Source organism: Lysinibacillus sp. NPDC086135 (assembly GCF_044746345.1).
In the GTDB taxonomy this organism is placed as follows: Bacteria; Bacillota; Bacilli; order Bacillales_A; family Planococcaceae; genus Lysinibacillus.
Genome location: NZ_JBIVCA010000016.1, coordinates 26,959 through 47,179, shown reverse-complemented (window position 1 = coordinate 47,179; position 20,221 = coordinate 26,959). Strand labels below are relative to the sequence as shown.

The 20,221-nt window shown below is 36.3% G+C and carries 17 protein-coding genes and 2 pseudogenes; 12 read left to right on the top strand and 7 right to left on the bottom strand.

What is annotated here, in order from left to right; genetic code table 11:
- Positions 1 to 21: 21 nt before the first annotated feature.
- From ACIPKN_RS19155 to ACIPKN_RS19135, 5 genes are read right to left on the bottom strand one after another with little or no spacing between them, the layout of a single operon-like run.
- Positions 22 to 1,095 carry an ABC transporter substrate-binding protein gene (locus ACIPKN_RS19155; protein ID WP_142509965.1) on the bottom strand — a complete coding sequence of 358 codons (1,074 nt, stop codon included), beginning with the start codon at positions 1,093 to 1,095 and terminating at the stop codon, positions 22 to 24.
- Positions 1,092 to 1,889 carry an ABC transporter permease gene (locus tag ACIPKN_RS19150; protein ID WP_400939043.1) on the bottom strand — a complete coding sequence of 266 codons (798 nt, stop codon included), beginning with the start codon at positions 1,887 to 1,889 and terminating at the stop codon, positions 1,092 to 1,094. Before ACIPKN_RS19150 ends, ACIPKN_RS19155 begins: the two co-directional genes overlap by 4 nt.
- Positions 1,886 to 2,698 (bottom strand): ABC transporter permease, encoded by an 813-nt coding sequence (locus ACIPKN_RS19145; protein ID WP_400939041.1) that lies wholly within the window; start codon positions 2,696 to 2,698, stop codon positions 1,886 to 1,888. The genes ACIPKN_RS19150 and ACIPKN_RS19145 overlap by 4 nt, the downstream gene beginning before the upstream one ends.
- Positions 2,688 to 3,794, bottom strand: coding sequence for an ABC transporter ATP-binding protein (locus ACIPKN_RS19140; protein ID WP_400939039.1), 1,107 nt, complete (start codon positions 3,792 to 3,794; stop codon positions 2,688 to 2,690). The genes ACIPKN_RS19145 and ACIPKN_RS19140 overlap by 11 nt, the downstream gene beginning before the upstream one ends.
- Before the next feature lie 17 nt (positions 3,795 to 3,811).
- The gene (locus ACIPKN_RS19135) at positions 3,812 to 4,354 is read right to left on the bottom strand and encodes a helix-turn-helix domain-containing protein (RefSeq protein ID WP_132357730.1); all 543 of its coding nucleotides are present in this window, start codon (positions 4,352 to 4,354) and stop codon (positions 3,812 to 3,814) included.
- Positions 4,355 to 4,760: 406 nt separating this feature from the next.
- Here ACIPKN_RS19135 and ACIPKN_RS19130 point away from each other — a divergent pair, with 406 nt between their 5' ends.
- The 5 genes and pseudogenes from ACIPKN_RS19130 to ACIPKN_RS19110 all read left to right on the top strand — a co-directional run.
- Positions 4,761 to 5,303, top strand: coding sequence for a peroxiredoxin (locus ACIPKN_RS19130; RefSeq protein WP_142509961.1), 543 nt, complete (start codon positions 4,761 to 4,763; stop codon positions 5,301 to 5,303).
- A gap of 462 nt (positions 5,304 to 5,765) precedes the next feature.
- On the top strand, positions 5,766 to 6,218 hold the full coding sequence (locus ACIPKN_RS19125; protein WP_053483465.1) for a TlpA family protein disulfide reductase: 453 nt from the start codon (positions 5,766 to 5,768) through the stop codon (positions 6,216 to 6,218).
- 457 nt (positions 6,219 to 6,675) lie between these two features.
- Positions 6,676 to 7,338, top strand: a complete 663-nt coding sequence (locus ACIPKN_RS19120) for a potassium channel family protein (RefSeq protein ID WP_053483642.1) — start codon at positions 6,676 to 6,678, stop codon at positions 7,336 to 7,338.
- A gap of 6 nt (positions 7,339 to 7,344) precedes the next feature.
- A complete protein-coding gene (locus ACIPKN_RS19115; RefSeq protein WP_142509960.1) occupies positions 7,345 to 7,824 on the top strand; it encodes a hypothetical protein in 480 nt (159 codons plus the stop codon).
- A 47-nt stretch (positions 7,825 to 7,871) separates the two neighbouring features.
- Positions 7,872 to 8,454 (top strand): annotated as a pseudogene (locus ACIPKN_RS19110) (transposase); the annotation flags it as partial.
- A 31-nt stretch (positions 8,455 to 8,485) separates the two neighbouring features.
- On the opposite strand, the pseudogene ACIPKN_RS19105 reads toward ACIPKN_RS19110, so the two are convergent.
- Positions 8,486 to 8,671 (bottom strand): annotated as a pseudogene (locus ACIPKN_RS19105) (IS1595 family transposase); the annotation flags it as partial.
- 243 nt (positions 8,672 to 8,914) lie between these two features.
- Here ACIPKN_RS19105 and ACIPKN_RS19100 point away from each other — a divergent pair.
- From ACIPKN_RS19100 to ACIPKN_RS19085, 4 genes are read left to right on the top strand one after another with little or no spacing between them, the layout of a single operon-like run.
- A complete protein-coding gene (locus ACIPKN_RS19100; protein ID WP_323657614.1) occupies positions 8,915 to 9,700 on the top strand; it encodes an ABC transporter ATP-binding protein in 786 nt (261 codons plus the stop codon).
- 11 nt (positions 9,701 to 9,711) lie between these two features.
- A complete protein-coding gene (locus tag ACIPKN_RS19095; protein WP_400939032.1) occupies positions 9,712 to 10,704 on the top strand; it encodes a FecCD family ABC transporter permease in 993 nt (330 codons plus the stop codon).
- Complete coding sequence (locus ACIPKN_RS19090; protein ID WP_400939029.1) at positions 10,705 to 11,721, top strand: FecCD family ABC transporter permease; 1,017 nt, start codon at positions 10,705 to 10,707, stop codon at positions 11,719 to 11,721.
- Positions 11,722 to 11,725: 4 nt separating this feature from the next.
- Positions 11,726 to 12,631 (top strand): ABC transporter substrate-binding protein, encoded by a 906-nt coding sequence (locus ACIPKN_RS19085; RefSeq protein ID WP_400939027.1) that lies wholly within the window; start codon positions 11,726 to 11,728, stop codon positions 12,629 to 12,631.
- A 308-nt stretch (positions 12,632 to 12,939) separates the two neighbouring features.
- Here the strand turns inward: ACIPKN_RS19085 and ACIPKN_RS19080 are convergent, their stop codons facing one another.
- Positions 12,940 to 14,202 carry a dicarboxylate/amino acid:cation symporter gene (locus tag ACIPKN_RS19080; protein ID WP_142509955.1) on the bottom strand — a complete coding sequence of 421 codons (1,263 nt, stop codon included), beginning with the start codon at positions 14,200 to 14,202 and terminating at the stop codon, positions 12,940 to 12,942.
- 416 nt (positions 14,203 to 14,618) lie between these two features.
- Between ACIPKN_RS19080 and ACIPKN_RS19075 the strand changes: the two genes are divergently transcribed.
- The 3 genes from ACIPKN_RS19075 to mprF all read left to right on the top strand — a co-directional run bounded on the left by ACIPKN_RS19075 (position 14,619) and on the right by mprF (position 19,768).
- Positions 14,619 to 16,220, top strand: a complete 1,602-nt coding sequence (locus ACIPKN_RS19075) for an ATP-binding protein (RefSeq protein ID WP_400939025.1) — start codon at positions 14,619 to 14,621, stop codon at positions 16,218 to 16,220.
- Complete coding sequence (locus ACIPKN_RS19070) at positions 16,221 to 16,925, top strand: response regulator (RefSeq protein ID WP_400939023.1); 705 nt, start codon at positions 16,221 to 16,223, stop codon at positions 16,923 to 16,925.
- Between the two features lie 320 nt (positions 16,926 to 17,245).
- Positions 17,246 to 19,768 (top strand): bifunctional lysylphosphatidylglycerol flippase/synthetase MprF, encoded by a 2,523-nt coding sequence (gene mprF / locus ACIPKN_RS19065; protein ID WP_400939021.1) that lies wholly within the window; start codon positions 17,246 to 17,248, stop codon positions 19,766 to 19,768.
- Positions 19,769 to 20,221 lie beyond the last annotated feature (453 nt).

Genomic DNA, 20,221 nt, shown 5'->3' with positions numbered 1-20,221 from the left:
GCTTTGAATGGGTAAAATAGTTTATCGAATACTCATTTTAAATTCTAAGAACAGCTCATTGTATTTGCCTAAGTAATCAGGACCTAAGTTTTTATAAACTTCTAATGTTTTACGTTGTTCTTCAGAAGGATAGAAGCGCTTATCAGATACAACTTCTTTATCCATTAACTTCATCGCTGCAATATTAGGAGTAGAATAGCCTACATAATCAGCGTTTTTAGCACCCGATTCAGCTTTCAACATAAAATTAATGAAAGCATGTGCGCCATCAATATTTTTTGATGTTTTTGGGATAACCATATTGTCAAACCATAAGTTTGAGCCTTCTTTTGGTACAGCGAAGTCCAAATCTTCATTTTCTGACAACATATCTGCTGCTTGACCAGACCAAGTGAGTGCCACAGCGGCTTCATTATTAACCATCAGCGGTGTAATTTCATCTCCGATAATGGCTTTAACATTTGGCGCCAATGTGATTAGTTTATCAGTAGCTTTACGTAGCTCCTGGTTATCTAAAGAGTTGAGAGAGTAGCCAAGACTGTTTAAGCCCATACCAATCACCTCACGTGCACCGTCTACTAAAAAGACTTTACGCTTTAATGAAGGATCCCATAAGTCCTTCCAAGATGAGAAGTCTAAATTTCCAACGAGCTTTGGATTATAGACAATGCCGACTGTTCCCCAGAAATATGGGACAGAGTATTTATTGTTCTTATCAAATGGTAAATCTAAAAAATAAGGATCAATATTTTTTAAATTAGGGATTTTCGTTTTATCTAAAGGAATAAGTAAGTTTTCTTCCTTCATTTTTTCAATCATATATTCAGAAGGTACGGCGATATCGTAAGCTGTACCACCTTGTTGAATTTTTGTCATCATTGCTTCATTGGAATCAAACGTTTCATAGATGACGTGAATGCCTGTTTCTTTTTCAAATTGCTTCAGCAAATCCGGGTCAATATATTCTCCCCAGTTAAAGATGGTTAATGTATCTTTACCACTTTTTCCACCACCGGCACTTAGGGCGTCAGCAGTATAGAATAATAGGGCGGAAACGACAAGGATTGCGATTGTTGCTTGAATTAATTGCTTCATTGAGTTCCCCCCGTTCTTTTACTAGCGCGGCTTGTAATGAAGTAATAGCCAACTACGACGATAACCGTTACAAAGAATACTAACCCAGAAATAGCGTTAACTGTTAAGGAAATACCTGCACGTGCCATCGAATAAATTTCAACAGATAAAGTACTAAAGCCGTTACCTGTCACGAAAAACGTTACCGCAAAATCATCTAGAGAATATGTTAAGGCAAGGAAGAACCCTGCAAAAATACCAGGTTGAATATACGGTAAAATAACACGCATCATGACATCTTTTTTCGTTGCCCCTAAATCTAATGCAGCATCGATTAATGATTTATTCATTTCTAATAGTTTAGGTAAAACCATTAGTACAACAATTGGGACACTGAACGCTACATGTGCTATTAACACAGAAGAAAAACCTAATTTAATACCAACCATTGTGAATAAAATTAAAAAGCTTGCTCCAATAATGACATCCGGGCTCACAATTAACACATTGTTTAAAGAAAGTAGTGTGTTGCGCATTTTTGAATCTTTAACAGTGACAATGCCAATTGCTCCTAGTGTCCCAATGATTGTCGAAATCAATGCAGAGAGTAATGCCACGATCACTGTATTAATTAGAATGACGAGTAAACGTGAATCCTCAAAGACCGCTTTATAATGTTCTAACGTAAAGGACTCAAAGTTATTCATCGATCCGCCACTATTGAACGAATAGAAGATTAAATAGAAGATAGGTGCATACAAAACGATAAAAACAATCGCTAAATACACTCTTGCTGTAGCAGATAGTTTTTTCATCGTATGCGACCTCCTTTATCCTTTTTCTGTCCTGTAATTAACATAACGATGACCATGAATAAAATTAAGAACACAGCAATTGTTGAACCCATTCCCCAGTTTTGGGTCACAAGGAATTGTTGTTCAATAGCTGTACCAAGTGTAATGACACGGTTTCCTGCAATTAAACGAGTGATCATGAAGAGTGATAATGCAGGAATAAATACAACTTGAATACCTGATTTAACACCGTCCATTGTTAACGGCAATATAACGCGACGGAACGTAGTAAAGGCCGATGCCCCTAAATCACGTGCGGCATAAACAAGAGCCGGATTTAAACGATCCAATGAGTTGAAAATCGGTAAAATCATAAATGGAATAAAAATATAAACGGATACGAACACAAAGCTAAGGTCAGTGAATAGCATTTGCTTTGGATCAAAACCAAGTACTTCGATAAATGCATTTATTGGGCCGTATAAGCCGAAAATCCCGATAAAGGCATATGTTTTTAACAAAAGATTAATCCAAGAAGGAATAATAATTAGTAAAAGCCAAAGCTGTTTATGTTTCGTCTTCGTTAAAAAATAGGCTGTTGGATACGAAACAAGTAACGTAAAGAACGTAATTAAAAACGCATACCAGAATGAACTTAATGTCATTTTTAAATAGACAGAAGTAAAGAATGCTTTATAGTTATCGAGCGTGAAATTGCCATGTATATCTAGTAGGGAATAGTAAACAACGAGTGCAATCGGCATGATAACAAAAAGTGCAATCCATAAAACATAAGGAAATAAAGCTGATTTCGAAGTCTTAGTTTGCATCTTCGTCGTCCCCGTACGCCTCTAAACGTTTATCGAATTCTTCTTCTGTTTCATTTAAGCGCATTACATGAATTGCTTCTGGATCAAAGTCTAAACCAATTTCTGTCCCTACTTCAGCTTTTTTCAATGAATGCACGAGCCATTCATTCCCATCTTTGTCGTACGTAGATAATTCATAATGCACCCCGCGGAACAATTGAGTATCAACTTTAACGACAAGTTTGCCTTTATCGATTGTCGTCATTTCTAAATCCTCAGGGCGAATGACAATATCGATTTTTTCGTTTGGCTTCATACCTTGGTCAACACATTCAAAAACTTTACTAGCAAATTCAACTTTGAAATCTTCAATCATCACGCCAGGAACGATATTTGATTCACCAATAAAATCAGCAACGAAGCGGTTAATTGGCTCATCATAAATATCTACTGGTGTACCAGATTGTTGAATTTCACCTTCACTTAAAACAAATATTTCATCACTCATGGCAAGTGCTTCTTCTTGATCGTGTGTGACAAATACAAATGTTTTCCCGAGGCGTTGTTGTAACTCTCGTAGCTCATACTGCATTTCTGTACGCAGTTTTAAATCTAAAGCAGAAAGAGGCTCATCTAGTAAAATTACTTCAGGATCGTTCACAATCGCACGAGCAATGGCCACACGTTGACGTTGACCACCAGACATTTCAGAAATTTCACGATTGCCATAGCCTGCTAAGTTAACGAATTTTAATGCTTCAGCAACACGTTTTTTAATTTCACTTTCAGGAAGCTTTTTAATGCGAAGTCCAAATGCGACGTTTTCAAAGACGTTTAAATGAGGGAACAACGCATAATCCTGAAAAACAGTATTTACTTGGCGTTCATTTGCTGGCATGGAGTTGATTTTTTTATCATGAAAATAGATATCTCCTGTAGTCGGTTCTGTGAATCCAGCAATCATACGTAAAATAGTTGTTTTACCACAACCAGAAGGACCTAGCAGTGTATAGAATTTACCCTTTTCTAGCTCCAAGTTAATGTTTTTTAAGACGACAGTGCCGTCATTATAGGACTTTGAAACATTTTCAAAGCGGATAATCGAATTCGTTGTCATAGATGCGCCTCCTTAAGCTATAAATATGAATCCGTTGCGACAAGTAAAATTTTTGTTTCATCAGCATGTGCATTAAAAATTTGGTGATGATCTGTCGCGTCAAAATAGAGAGCATTGCCTTTACTCGCTATGTACTGTTCATCTCCTAAAACGAGACGAATACGCCCTTCAACAACAAAAATAAATGTTTCTGAAAGTGAGGGCTCAAACTGTTTGAATTCCCCATCAGCAGCAAGTGTCAAGAAAATAGGCTCCATTTCTTTTTCATTAGAAGTAGGAATGAGCCACTGAATTTCATATTTTTTTTCTTCGTCTGTATAAGTGGATTGATCTTCTTCTGTATATACAACCTTTTGTTCAGGTGCTTCATCATCGAAAAATTCTTTAGGTGTTGACCCTAAAACTTCTAATAATGAAAAAAGAGTTTCAATGGAAGGTGAATTTAGATCACGTTCTAATTGAGAGATATACCCTTTACTTAAATCTGTGCGTTCTCCAAGTTCCTCTTGGGTAAGACCTTTTTTTAAACGAAGCGCTTTGATTTTTGCTCCAATTTGCATCTTTTCCCTCCTAGAAGAAGTTTAGCAATCATAAACTTTTGAAATACAAAGTTTACTTTAACGAAACTTTTAGTTTACTAAAACCATTACAATTATACATAATAATAAAGAATTTGCAATCGTTTTTTAGCAAAAAAAAGTAGATGAAATTTTTAGAAATTATACATAAATGTAGCGTAGAAAAATTTCGTTTAAACTAGAATAAAAATGTTAAAAATAGCTAATAAATAGGCTGTAGCAGCTATTCCATTTGGGGATTTGACGGAAATTTGTCAGACAATTTAATATGTGCACTTTTGTGAAGTTTACTTGTTTGAAAAACTACGATTACTCTGTTATCGTAGAAGACGAGTTCGCTGGTGCGGATGGAATATATACACTACATATTTAATCGGAGGGATTTATAATGGCAGAACGCATGGTAGGTAAACAAGCACCTGACTTTACAATGGAAGCAGTACTTCCAGACAAATCATTTGGTAAAGTATCGTTACAAGACATTAAAGCACAAGACAAATGGACAGTTCTTTTCTTCTATCCAATGGACTTCACTTTCGTATGTCCAACAGAAATCACTGCAATGAGCGATCGTTACGATGAGTTCGAAGACTTAGATGCAGAAGTAATCGGTGTTTCTACTGATACAATCCACACTCACTTAGCTTGGATTAACACTGACCGCACTAAAAATGGTCTTGGTGAGTTAAAATACCCATTAGCAGCAGATACAAATCACCAAATTTCACAAGAATATGGTGTATTAATTGAAGAAGAAGGTATCGCACTACGCGGCTTATTCATCATCAACCCAGAAGGTGAATTAAAATACCAAACAGTATTCGATAACAACATCGGCCGTGATGTAGACGAAACTTTACGTGTACTTCAAGCTTTACAAACTGGTGGTCTTTGCCCAGCAAACTGGCGCCCAGGTCAAGCAACTCTATAATTTAAGTAGAGTTTTTATGTCAGGCATTGAACTGAATTCGAGGTTTGGCGAAATTGATCATTTAAAAATAAAGAGTCCCCACAGCAAGTTTGTGGGGATTTTTTTAAACTTGATATAGAAAAAGGTTCATCACCAAAAATTGCGGATGACTTTTGTTAAAACGCTACTATGTAAATAAGTTGATTGGAGTGGAGACTGGGCGACTCCTCGGGGATTAGCGATAGGGGAACGAAGGGTAAGAGCATCACATCCTGTGATAACGCCTTCGTGACCAACGTCGTGTTGGCCCGAGACCCTGCAGCGAAGCGGATGTTTTCTGTGCGAAAGCGTAGTGTTAACGTAGCGGCACCACCAAAAGCGGCTATAGGACGCCCCCAGGAAAACGCCCAGCCGGAACGGAAATCAACCACACGTTTTGATAACGATCCCAGAAAAAGGAAAAAAGAAAAAGGAGAATGTTTTATGAAACTTCGTGAACAAATGCCTGAACTTGTAGGCGCAACGACTTGGTTAAATGGTGAAGTAACAAAAGCGGATTTAGTTGGCGAAAAACCAACATTAATCCACTTCTGGTCAGTTAGTTGCCATTTATGTAAAGAGGCAATGCCAGATGTGAACAATTTCCGTGATCAATACAAAGATGAGTTAAACGTTATTGCAGTGCATATGCCACGCTCTGAGGAAGATACAAATTTAGAAACCATCAAATCGGTAGCAGCAGAGCATGACATTGTTCAACCAATCTTTGTGGATAGCGAATTAAAGCTAACGGATGCATTTGAAAACCAATACGTACCAGCGTATTTTGTGTTTGATAAAGATGGTCAGCTTCGTCACATGCAAGCTGGTGGTAGCGGTATGAAAATGCTAGAAAAACGTGTGAATCGTGTTTTAGATGAAATGCGCAACGCATAAAAGAGCAGATTACGAGGCGGGGATATTGTATTCCTCGTCTTTTTTATTGAAAAATACGGGAGGGGAATCGGAGAGTATCCTAGTTACCTGGGGAAAAAATCGGGTGTAACGTTCCTAATCCGACCCGAGCGAAAAAGGGAGTAATCCGATCAAATTAAGGCGTGACCCGGGCGAAAAAGAGGTTACCCTGATCACATTTTAGGGCAAGCTGAGCAGTTTCGTCTCTCACTTGATCACTTCTCGAAGTACCCGAACGAAAAAGTTATTAAACCGTACGTCCAAAGAAGTACCTCAAGTATAAAAAAGAACCTAGTGTTCTTGAATAGGAGCAGGGGATTCCTACAAAGATTATCTTAGAGATGTCTTTTATTGAAGAATAGTCTCTTGTTTTGACGATACATATAGCAAAGAATACGTTACAATAAGGGTATAGTAGTTTTCGGAGGGATTTTTAATGATGAAAAAAGAGTTTGCTGTCATTGGACTTGGACGTTTTGGAGGAAGCATTGTTCGCGAACTAATGAGTCAAGGCGCACAAGTTATGGCGATAGATCATTCCTCAGAGCGGGTGGACGAGTTTGCTTCGATTGCCACACAGGCCGTTATCGCAGATTCGACGGATGAATCGGTATTAAATTCATTAGGTATTCGTAATTTTGAGCATGTTATCGTAGCGATTGGTGAAGATATTCAGGCTAGTATTTTGACGACTATTATTTTAAAAGAAATTGGTGTTCAGCAGATTACTGTAAAAGCTCAGAATGATTACCATGAAAAAGTACTGCGTAAAATTGGCGCAGATTTTGTCGTGCATCCTGAGCGAGATATGGGGATACGTATTGCCAATAATATGTTGTCTAATACAGTGCTCGATTACTTAGAGCTTTCGGATGAACATTCGATTATGGAGCTTAAAGCCAATGATGCGATTGCAGGTTACTCTGTTATGGATCTAGATATTCGTGCAAAGTACGGGATTAATATTGTAGGTCTTAAGCGTGGTGCAGATATCATCGTATCTCCGCAGGCGAGTGATAAAATTTTGCTAGGAGATATTATGCTTGTCATTGGGGCTGATGTAGATATTAACCGCTTTGTCAAAAAGGCATTGAATGGGTAATGAAAAATGAATAAACGAAGATGGAAACTAGTTATATTTGCAGCAATTATTCTTATTGGCGCTTTTACATGGCAATCTCGCGACAAAAATGAGCAAGAGGCTATTTCTCGTATTTTAGATCACACTGCAGAAATTGATGCAATCGAGCTATTTAAAGGAGAGCAATCTTTATTTAGTGCAACAGGTCAAGATGCAAAAGCCTATATTGAAAACTATCCGCTTAGCCATGTTAAGAAACTAAGCAAAAAAGAACGAGCTATATTTGAAGAAAAACCACTTTATCATATTGTCTACGAAATTAAAGGAGAGCCTTTATATGAGGTAGATATTTTAAAAGTTGCGATTAGCTCTGAGCTCAGTGAAGAATTACAGCAGATGGTTTTTAATGTTGGGGATCAGCAATATTTGATTTATTGGGCAAAAGAGAAAAAAGCACTTGAACAATCAACAAATACGCAACGTTTGCTTGAACAATATGTTAAATAAAAAAGGTTCTATAATATTTGTTGGGGTAATCACACAATTTTAAGCACCGTTTTAAAAAGGTAGCGAATAAACAATTAGTAGAGGGTGTACGTTTACCAAAAGTGATTGCGATTGATGAGTATAAAGGCGATACAGATGCAGGTACGTATCAGCTAATCATTGCGAATGCGGAGACGCGCGAACCGATCGATATTTTACCGAATCGTAAAAAAGAAACAATAAAAAATTACTTAAGTCAGCATGGAGCCGATGTTGAAATAGTGGTTATGGATATGAATCCAAGTTTTAAAGCAGCTGTTCGTCAAGCGCTAGGTCGACCTGTTATTGTGGCAGACCGCTTTCATTTTAGCCGTTATATTTATTGGGCAATGGATGAAGTGCACCGACAAGTACAAAAAGAATGGGATAAATACAATCGCACAAAGTGTAAACGTATGCGTCATATATTTTATAAACGTGCATCTAAATTATCACCGAAACAACAGTGGTATTTACAGCGCTCTAGAAGGCATTAATAATAAAACAAAAGTGATGAAACGGAATGCATATGGCTTTCGACGCTTCGATCACTTTCGAGCAAAAATCTTATTAAATTTAAAGTATAAAGAAATTGGAGTTCATCTGGGTTAAGGTGCTGAAAGAGTACAGCACCCCAACATTGCGCAACTCCTTGAAAACGCTCCATCCACTTTTTCAAGCGATTATGAAAGTTATTAACGTGTTGAATGTGGTAAATTCCCTCCTTTACACGCTGTTTTTGTCGCTCATTGACTGTTTCGTGTTGTAATCCTTTTATCTTAGCGAACTTTTTATAATTCGTTGCCGTATCAGTGAACACCATTCCACTTATGAATGGTGTTTTTTGGGGTTCTAGAAGGAAAAGAATAGAATAGAGTTCAGAGCAGAATAAACTGAATGTACCTTTCTCAGCTATATTTAAACGCTTTTATAAGTGGATGAAAATGAATAAACGATGTTTAATTTAACTTATATTTAAATAACTTATTTTTTAATGCTATATTGACTTTAAAATGCAAATAGAATACAATTCGATAATGATAATCATTCTCAGTAAAAGGAGACTAACAAATTGTTTCGAATTTCTGCACACGACATCGAAGTAAAATATGATAAAAATATTATTCTTAGAGACCTATTATTACATATTCCAGATAATAGTATTTCAACAATTATTGGACCGAATGGTTGTGGGAAATCAACTTTATTAAAGGCTCTAACAAAAATATTGCCTTATTCCAAAGGTCAAATTTTATTAGATGGACAAGCTTTAACCTCATATAAAACAAAAGATTTAGCGAAAAAAATGGCATTACTTCCGCAGTCTCAGATTGCACCTTCTAACATTTCAGTACGTGAACTTATTGCTTACGGAAGGTATCCCCATCAAGGGAATTTCGGTATTTTAAGCTCTCAAGATCAAGAAATTATTAACTGGGCAATCTCCAAGACCAAGTTAAATGACGTAGAAAATTCTATTGTTGATTCATTGTCGGGTGGGCAACGTCAACGCGTTTGGGTCGCTTTAGCATTAGCTCAGCAAACGGACATTATTTATTTAGATGAGCCCACAACCTATTTGGACCTTGCACATCAACTTGATTTAATGAAACTTCTTAAACAATTGAATGTGGAAGAAAATCGTACAATTGTTATGGTACTACATGATTTAAATTTAGCAGCTAGATATTCAGACTATATGATTTCAATGAATTCTGGTCAAATCGTAAAAGCTGGAACCGTTGATGAAGTGATGACTACTGATAATTTAAAGCGGGTTTTTCAAATAGATGCTGTCATTAGTGAAGATCCTTATACTAAAAAACCAATTTGTCTATCTTACGACACTAGTTTATAAGAGGTGATGAGATGACAATTTGGCACAAATGGATCACGATATTCGTACTTTTAATTATCTGTTTTGCTTCCATTATTTTTGCAATCAGTATAGGGGCTAAAAATATTTCCTTTATCACAGTGTGGACATCCATTTTCCAATACAACTCAGAGGATAACTTACATCAGATCATTTATGAAGTTCGATTACCACGAGTGTTAGGGGCCGTATTTGTTGGAGCTGCTTTCGCAGTCGCTGGTACAGTAATTCAAGCAATCACACGTAATCCCCTTGCTGATATAGGCATTTTAGGGATCAACGGTGGGGCAGTACTTCTTGTGACTATCTGTTTTGCATTTTATCCAGCGATTTCCTACGGTTGGCTTACGTTCTTTTCATTCATCGGGGCCGCACTATCGACCTTCCTTGTCTTTTCAATCGGTATAGTCGCTCGTGGGAATCTTTCCCTTTTAACATTTACAATTGCTGGGGCAGTGATTGCTGCATTTCTACATGCAATTAGTTCTGGTATTGCCATTTATTTTGATTTGAATCAAGAATTGGCTTTTTGGTATGCAGGTGGAGTTGCAGGTGTTACGTGGAAGCAACTTCCTTTATTGATTACTATCGTTATCGTATCCATCATTATTGCAACATTACTTGGTAAGCAATTAACGATTTTAAGTACAGGGCAAGAAATGGCATCGAGTTTAGGTATTAACATTAAGTTCTTACTATTCACAAGTATGGGGGTTATCGTTTTACTTGGTGGTGTTGGAGTTGCAGTCGGTGGTTCTATTAGTTTTGTTGGACTAATTATCCCTCATCTTTCACGTAAATTTGTTGGACATGATTACCGTTGGAATATTCCAGTAAGTGCTTTATTAGGGAGTACACTTGTAGTAATCGCTGATTTATCAGCTCGAATAATTTTTGCACCTAAAGAGCTTGCATTAGGAATATTAATTGCCTTTATTGGTGTGCCATTTTTTCTAGTTGTAGCGAAGAAACTGGAGGGAACTTAAATGGCACCAAAGCGAAGAATTCCATTTCTTTTATACATCTCGATCACTTTGATATTCATTTTTCTAACATTTTTCTTTTCAATTAACACAGGAAGCTATCAACTTTCTTTACTAGAAGTGGTGAATAACCTATTTGGTCAAGGGCAGGATAATAGTATACTCGTATTATTTGAGTATCGATTACCCCGCATCTTAATGGCATTAGTCGGTGGTGCTGGTATCGCTGTGGCAGGATCATTACTCCAATCCTATACGGGCAACCATTTAGCGGATACTGGTTTATTAGGTCTCCATGCGGGTGCTTCATGTGGATTAATTATATTCATGAGCTTTTTCAGTCAAAAATTTTTATATGCTGAAATTTTAATACCTTTATTCGCCTTTTCAGGTGGTGCTTTGGCCGCCGTTTTGATTGTTTATTTAGCAAAATCAAAAAATGGCGGTATCAATACAAATAAATTGATTTTAATTGGTATTGCTGTATCGGCACTTTTTAATGCAATAACGCTATTTTTATCATTACGTTTAAGTAAAGATACTTATTCTTTTGCAGCTAGTTGGTTACTTGGGAATATTTGGGGGCGCCATTGGATTCATGTTTCTATTTTAATTCCATGGGTTGCTCTATTTAGTTTTCTTGCCTATCACTTAGCGCATCGATTAAACCTTTTACAAGTTGGAGAGGCATTCGCTCAAACAACGGGAATTAATGTAAAGCGCACAAAAAATAGCGCATTGATATTCGCTGTGGTGTTATCAAGCGTTTCAGTAGCCATCGTAGGTAATATTAGCTTTTTAGGACTTTTAGCGCCACATTTGGCACGTCAATTAGTTGGCAGTGACTATCGCCTCAACCTACCTTTATCTGCATTGATTGGCGCTGGCATTTTACTACTTTCTGATACGATTGGTCGTTCTCTATTTGAAGCAAACCCAATCCCAGCAGGTATATTGGTATCCTTCATTGGAGGACCTTATTTTATTTATTTACTATTAAAAAACAACAGGAGTGTATAACAATATGAAAAAATGGTATTTACCAGTAACTTTAGCTCTATTAACAGCAGTTTTAGGTGCTTGTGGAAATGAAGATTCAACAACATCTAATTTAACAACGAAAGTAGTTGAAGAACAACGTATTGGCTCTTTATCAATTCACTTAACAAATGACTTAATTGCCCTAGATATTACCCCCGTTGGTTCTGTAGTTGGCGGTTCATTAGGTGATTTTTTACCACAAGCAGTTCCATACTTAACAGAAGCTACAAAATATGGCCCTGCAAAAGATGTTGATATGGAATCATTACTTTCCTCCGAACCAGATGTTATCGTTGCAGATGAAGAATTTGCAGCAGCGAATTTAGAACACTACAAAAAAATTGCACCCGTTCAACTATATAACTTAGATGAAGGAACATGGCGTGATCATTTAACATTACTTGGAGAAAAATTCAAAAAAGAAGAATCAGCGAAACAATTTATTGCAGATTACGAAAAGAAAACGGAGGAAGTAAAATCTTTACTTGCTAAACAATATGGTGAAGATGCAACAGCAATGGCAATCCGTGTTACAGATAAAGAATTACGTGTTTTCTCAACAGCACGACCAATGGGCCCAATATTATTTAAAGACTTAAATCTTAAACCTGCTACAGGAATTACAGAAATGGGTACAGAAGAGCCTTATCAAGTGATATCAAAAGAAGTTATTGGTGATTACGATGCAGATATTATATTTGTTGTAGTAAATAGCAACGAAGAAGCTGAAAAAGTATACAAAGAACTTGCTGAATCATCTATATGGAAATCTCTAAAAGCTGTTCAAAAGGGCCAAATTTTTGTTGTTTCAGATCAACCTTGGTTAGACTATTCAGCTCTTGGGAACTCAATGGCAATGGATCAACTATATGACCAATTAAAAAAATAAAAATATAGTCTATTTACAAGAATACATCTTACAATGCGAAACCCTTCACTTTTCCCCCTAAAACCATAATGTTTCAATGGTTTTAGGGGGATTTACTTTTTTACTTTTAAAAAAGGGTAGTGAAAACAGCCTAGCTGCGATCACTACCCTTCCTTGTAGTTAAGGAAAATTAGATTTTTTGCCTGTGGACAAACTAGAACATAGTAAGCGTCTAGGCTAAAGTGCTACGAGGTCGCTCGATCCCTCGGGCGAAGTAGTGGAGCGTTTACTTTTACTTCGGGCTCTCCATCGCTTTAGCGCATTTGTTCTTAGGACACAATAGTATTTTTTCCTTGAAGTGCACGTTCTTGCATTTCTACATCAAATTCCTTTTCCGATTTCGATACGACTACACAAGCTACACCGTTACCAATTAAATTTGTTACGGCACGTGCCTCAGACATGAAACGGTCAACACCGATTAATAGCGCAATCCCTTCGACTGGAATCATTGGGAAAGCAGCAAGTGTTGCTGCTAATGTGATAAAACCAGAACCTGTTACACCAGCGGCTCCTTTAGATGTAATCATTAAAATCCCAAGAAGTGTAATGATTTGAATCCATGTCAATTCCATTCCGTATGCTTGTGCAATAAATAAGGCAGCCATTGATAGGTAGATGGACGTCCCATCAAGATTGAAGGAATAACCGGTTGGTACTACTAATCCAACAACTTGTTTAGAGCAACCAAAATTTTCTAATTTACGCATCATAGATGGCAAGGCAGATTCAGATGATGAAGTACCAATTACTAAGAAAATCTCCTCTTTTATATAAGCGATAAATTTAAAAATGTTGAAGCCGAAGAATTTTGCGATCATTCCTAAAACAAGGACTACGAATATGAACATTGTAATATATACTGCAGCCATTAATAGACCTAAGTTGGCTAACGATTTCAACCCAAAATTACCAATTGTATAGGCCATTGCACCAAAAGCACCTATTGGAGATATTTTCATCACCATATTTACGATTTTAAAGAAAATTTCTGCCACTTGTTCAAAAAATGTGATGACAGGTTTTGCAGGTGCGCCAATAGAAGCAGCAGCTAAGCCGAACAAGATGGCAGAGAATAACACAGGAAGTAATTGTCCTGTTGCAAGTGCACCTACAACGTTTTCAGGAATAATGCTAGAGATGAAAGCACCTAAGCCTTGCTCAGACTCTGCTGCAGCAGTTGTATATTTTGAGATATCGGCTTCGGAAGCACCAGAAGTATCTAAACCTGTACCAGGGCTAACGATTAATGCAACAGCAATACCGATTGCTAAGGCAATGGTAGAGACAATTTCGAAATACAGTAACGCTTTTCCACCGATTTTTCCAACTTTTTTCATATCTCCCATACTACCGATTCCGATTACAACTGTTAAGAAGATAATAGGAGCGATTAACATTTTAATTAGCTTAATGAATAAATCAGCCAGGATTTTAAGGCTTGCCCCAAACTCAGGGAAGATAGCCCCAACAATCACCCCTAGAATAATTGCAGCTATAACTTGAACGGTCAGATTTTTCAGTAATTTCACTTTATGCTACCTCTTTTCTAAATTTTCTCTTTGATATCGTTTTCACTAGAATTATCATAGCGAATCCTTTAAGGGAAAAGAGATTTAGAAAATAAGAAACATATCGTTCATTAAGTACATTCATCCATATTTTAAATAAAACGTAGTGTTTTCAATAACTTAAACTGTTATGATACTCTGTGAATAACTTACTGTTGTTATAATACAAAAATAATTAATGATAGAAAATTTCGTTTTATGTCAATTTTTCGTAATATTGTTCATTAAGTTCATGACTTTCTCCTCCTTATGTCAACTAAAACTGTTGTCAAAAGATTTTTTTGAAGATAATCTTAAAAGCATATCATTGATAGAAGTGACATTCTTAGCATGAGTAAAAAATGTCCCATTCAGATTTGGAAAGGAAGGAATATTAAATGATAAAAATGCCTGTAAACGGTAAAATCCTGCTAGTGACATTTTTAATCATTGCATTCTCCTTTTTACTTGGTGGCATTTTTGTACTTGGAAACCTCTTAACTGAGCAAGAAAAGGAGTTTAGTCAGCGTGCTATGCTCGTTGCGCGGACTGTATCAAATGTGCCAGAAATCAGTATGCATTTGAAAAATGACAATATTAAAGAAGCGGCGAAAAATGTCAACAAAATTGTAGATGGAATTCGTGTTGTTAATAAAGCAGAGTATATCGTTGTAATGAATATGAATCGTATTAAACTATCTCACCCAGTTAATAAAGAAATAGGGAAGCGTAGTGAATCACAGGATTTAAATGCTTCCTTTAGTGAGCATTATTATGTAACGAAGGCGCAAGGGGAAGCGGGTGTAATGATTCGAGCTTTTGTCCCTATTATTGACGACAAAAAAGTACAAGTAGGCATTGTCGTTGTAGGATATTCGATGCCAACTTTTATAGAAATGTTGCAAAATTATGAGCATGAAATTTTTATTACTATTCTTATATCTCTTGTTTTTAGTATTTGGGGGGCATATACACTTGGCCGACATATTAAAAAGCAAATGTTTGGGCTTGAGCCCCATGAGATTGCCAAGATGTATGTGGAACGAACAGAAACGTTCAATGCTATGCATGAAGGCATTATAGCGGTCGATAAAGGAATGAATATTACAATTTTTAATGAAAAAGCAGCTGATATATTAGGAGTTACTAGAAAAATAGAGGATTGTATCGGAGAAAAGATTTATGATGTTTTGCCTGACACACGATTGCCTGAAATTGTTGAAACAGCAACACCAGTATACAATCAAGAGCTCTACATAAATCATCATAGTATTTTGAGTAATCGTGTCCCGATTATTGTAAATGGCGAGCTAGTTGGAGCAGTTGCTATGTTTAAAGATTTAACAGCAGTTAAAAAGCTTGCGGAAGAAGTAACAGGTGTTAAAGCATTTGTTCAAGCACTGCGTGTACAAACACATGAGCATAAAAATAAGCTTCATACTATTGCAGGACTTCTGCAATTGGGACATACAAAGCAGGCACTTGAATACGTGACAGCTACTACCGAAAATGAAGCTTCTTTAACGAAGTTTTTGAATGAACGCTTTCATAATGAAAATATTTCAGGATTATTGCTAAGTAAAGTTAGTTATGGTAAGGAATTAGGCATACAAGTAGAAATCGATCGAAAAAGTCATTTTAAACGCTTTCCACCATTATTAGATCACCACGATTTTGTCGTCTTGTTAGGAAATTTAATTGAAAATTCCTTTGAAGCACTAAATGTTCTTTCAAAGCATGATAAATATGTAGCTATTTCTGTAGATGAGCATGACGGTGTGCTAGCAATTGCTGTTTCTGATAATGGAATTGGGATGTCTGAAGGGGTGCAAGCTCGTATGTTTGAAAGTGGATTTTCTACAAAGGCAAGTGAGAATCGCGGTATCGGCTTGCATTTAATACATGAAATAGTAAGAAAAGGTAATGGTGATATTGAGGTAGTGAGTGAATTTATGAAAGGGACAAGTTTCTTAATCTTATTTGAGTTAGGAGAAGAGTAGATGGATGTAATAAAAGTGTTATTAATCGAAGATGACCCAATGGTACGAGAAGTGAACAGGCAATTTATTGAGCAAATTAAAGGATTTTCACTGATAGGCTATGCTGGCAATGGGATAGAAGGGATAGAGAAGATTAAGCAGCTAAATCCAGAACTTGTCTTTATGGATATTTTTATGCCAGAGCAGGATGGCATTATTACGCTAGGAAAAATTCGCGAAGAACATATTCCAGTTGATGTTATTGCCGTAACTGCTGCGAATGATATGTCAACTGTACAGAGAATATTACACCTAGGCGTCTATGATTATATTATGAAACCTTTTACGTTTGAACGAATTGAACAAACTTTAAAGAATTATCAAGCGTATAGAAAGAAAATAAGTGGTATGCAAGATCTAACACAGCATGATGTGGATCATCTAATGCAGAAACGTATCCCTGAGCAAATAGTTGTTCCTCCGATCACTGAGACAATAATAATTGACGAGCTACCAAAGGGTTTTAACCGAGCGACATTAGACAAGGTACTTGCCTATATTCAAGAGAGTAACGAAGCCGTATCAGCGGAAGAAGTGTCCATGTATATTGGAACGGCTCGTGTAACAGCTCGACGTTACTTGGATTTTTTAGAAAAACAAAATCTATTAAAGGTGGATATACAATATGGAAATGTGGGCCGTCCTATCCATCGATATTATATTTAATCCGAATGAGTGTCTTATAAAGTTGTTTAATACATCTTTTATAGGGAAAGCTTAGAAACTAAAGGGATATGGAAGTATCATTTGCTTTCTCACCAAAGTATGGATTAGATTTTGGGAATATGAAGGGTTGATGAATACATTATGCAGCAAATAGACTTAATAGAGTGAATAAAATATGCTTTATCCCGATAGGTAAACTTGACGATACATATAGCAGAGAATCCGTTACAATAATGGTATGTTATTTTTCGGAGGATTTTTTATGGGAATTAAAGAAATAATTGATTTTAGAAAGCTAATGGGGAGTAGGTTTAACACACATGTTCAACGTTCGAAAAGAGTCACTATTTAAATTTTTGAAAATTCTATTTCCAATAGCGCTTTTAGCAATAGCAATTTATGAAATTCTACAAACGATAAGTGGGATAGATGTTCATTTACTTCGGAAAGAAGTGAATGAACTGCAGATATGGGAGCTCTTATTTATTCTTTTTATCACCTTCTGTGCCATTACACCGATGATTTTTTATGATGTTATTTTAGTGAAAATATTAGGAATAAAAATAAACAACCGTCTTCTACTGAATCATTCTTTTGTTGTAAATACCTTCTCCAATCTTATTGGCTTTGGTGGTTTAGTTGGTGTTTTTTTACGTAATTATTTCTATTCGAAATATAAAGAGGATAAGGAAGACTTGTTAAAAAGCATTGCCTCCGTAACACTCTTTTATTTAACAGGGATTTCGCTGTTAACTTGGATTATGTATATATTCTTTTGGGACTTCCCATTGCTAAAAGAAGTACGGTGGTTAAAGATAGCAGTTATTCTTGTCAGCCTATATGTTCCGATTTTTATTGCTATGCTTCTCATTCGCAATAAAAAAGCAGGTTCTATAAAGCCAAAGATCTCTCTTCAATTGATGGGCACTTCCGTAACTGAATGGGTTGCAGTCTTTTTAGTTATCTGGATATTAACTTTTATTTTGAAGATCCCAATAGAATTATCCGATTTAATTCCCATATTTTTAATTGCCTCCTGTGCGGGTATTGTCAGTATGATTCCTGGCGGAGTGGGCTCTTTTGACCTTGTTTTTTTATGGGGGACTCAAAGTTTAGGAATCGCTGATGAAAAAGTGCTTTTTCTATTAATTTTGTATCGAGTTGGTTACTTTGTGCTTCCATTTTTAGTTTCTTCTCTTTTATTTGTAAAAGAATATTGGGAACGTTGGAATCAATCATGGGATGACTTGCCAAATGTCGTTCTTCAGAAGCTGAGTCACATGTTATTAACGATATTGGTATTTTTCTCTGGCATTGTATTATTGCTATCAGCTTCGGTGCCGGGTATTTTAAGTCGACTAAAAATAGCTCAGGAATTTTTATCTTCGCCGATTATGCATGTCTCTCATCAAATGACTGTTGCAGCTGGCTTTATTCTCTTAGGTTTATGTAGAGGGATTAAATATAAAGTGAAAAGGGCCTATCAGCTTTGCCTCATTGTGCTAAGTAGTTCTGCACTATTTTCAATTTTTAAAGGCTTGGATTATGAAGAAGCTATTTTTTTACTGATTGTCGCAGGGCTGTTAATTGCCTCAAAAAAACAATTTTACCGTGAAAGTAACGTTCTGACATGGGGAATCGTTTTGATTGATCTTGCTGCAGTGACAATCATTACAGCGATGTATGTATTGATTGGTTATGTGAATTTACCTACTTCCAAAATTCATATTCCAGTCGCTTTGCAGGAATATATCATTACGGATTACCGAGACCTATTTTATAGTGCAGTAATAGGCATTTTAATAGCAATTGTCATTTTTTATATAGGTTATTTTATCCGTGCACCTAAGAAAATGGAAAAGCTTTTATCAAGTGAGCAAGAAGAGCGAATTAAAGATCATTTGATGACCTATAAAGGGACGGAGTATTCACATTTAATTTTTTTACATGACAAATTTATACATTGGAATAAACAAGGTACAGTTTTATTTTCTTATCAAATATATGCCGATAAGATTGTTGTACTGGGAGATCCAGTGGGAGATGAATCTGATTTTTTATCAGCTATTCAGGAGTTTTTAGAATTGGCAGATAAGCATGGTTATACACCAGTCTTTTATGAAATTAACAATAAAATTTTCCCTTCTTTACATGAGCATGGGTATAGTTTTTTTAAGCTTGGTGAAGAAGCTTTTGTAGATTTGGATAAGTTTACACTTGCTGGTAAGGGAATGAAGGGACGTCGAGCGGTAAAAAATAAATTTGAACGGGAAAATTTTACAGTTGAAATAGTAAGCCCTCCTTACTCAACGGAATTAATGAATGAATTGCAAGAAGTATCAACGAAATGGTTGCAGGGAAGGTCAGAAAAAGGCTTTTCTCTTGGCTTTTTTAATGAACACTATTTAAACACTTCAAACATTGCCGTTTTACGTGGAGCAGAAGGAGTTATTGGCTTTGCTAGTCTCATGCCAATGTACGATAATGGCGAAAGACTCTCAGTAGATCTCATGCGTTTTAAACCGGGAGCGCCATCTGGAACGATGGATTTCATATTCCTATCGCTCTTTGAATGGGCAAAAGCAGAAGGCTACCGTGTTTTTAACATGGGGATGTCGCCATTGTCAAATGTCGGACAGTCTAGGTATTCCTTTTTAAGTGAAAAAATTGCAGCACAAATATTTTTACATGGGCAGTACTTCTATCATTTTAAAGGATTAAGAAACTTTAAATTAAAATATGCAGATTTTTGGGAGCCAAAGTATATAGCATATCGAAAGAAATCCTCACTGCCATTTACAATGGCACAGGTCACGTTATTAATTGGTAAAAAGAGAAAATAAGTAACTAAGTTTTTACTATAAAGAAGAGTGTGAATTTAAGAAGTTGTGCTGTCAGCATAATGAAACGCATTCGTCGCAAGCCAATACAAAAAAGATGCATTGCAAAATTACTTTGCGATGCATCTTTTTTATGAATTTTTATAGTCAGAAAAATGATAAGGACCGGAACGCAGGGCATCGCTGATAAAAGAGTCAGAATCGCTGATAAAGCATCAAACATCGCTGATAAAAGAGAGTCAAGTCCTTAATATTGTGTAAAATTCTATACAATGTTCTTCAACTCGGACTTTAGTTTTGTCAAATTGTCCAGCTTATGTTGGAATTCGCCGCTAAAAGTGTGAGTTTCGCCGCTAACCAAAGGAAGAACGCCGCTAAAACACGAAATTCCGCCGCTAACCAAGCAAGGAACGCCGCTAAAACTTGAAAGAGTCAGAATCGCTGATAAAGTAGTAA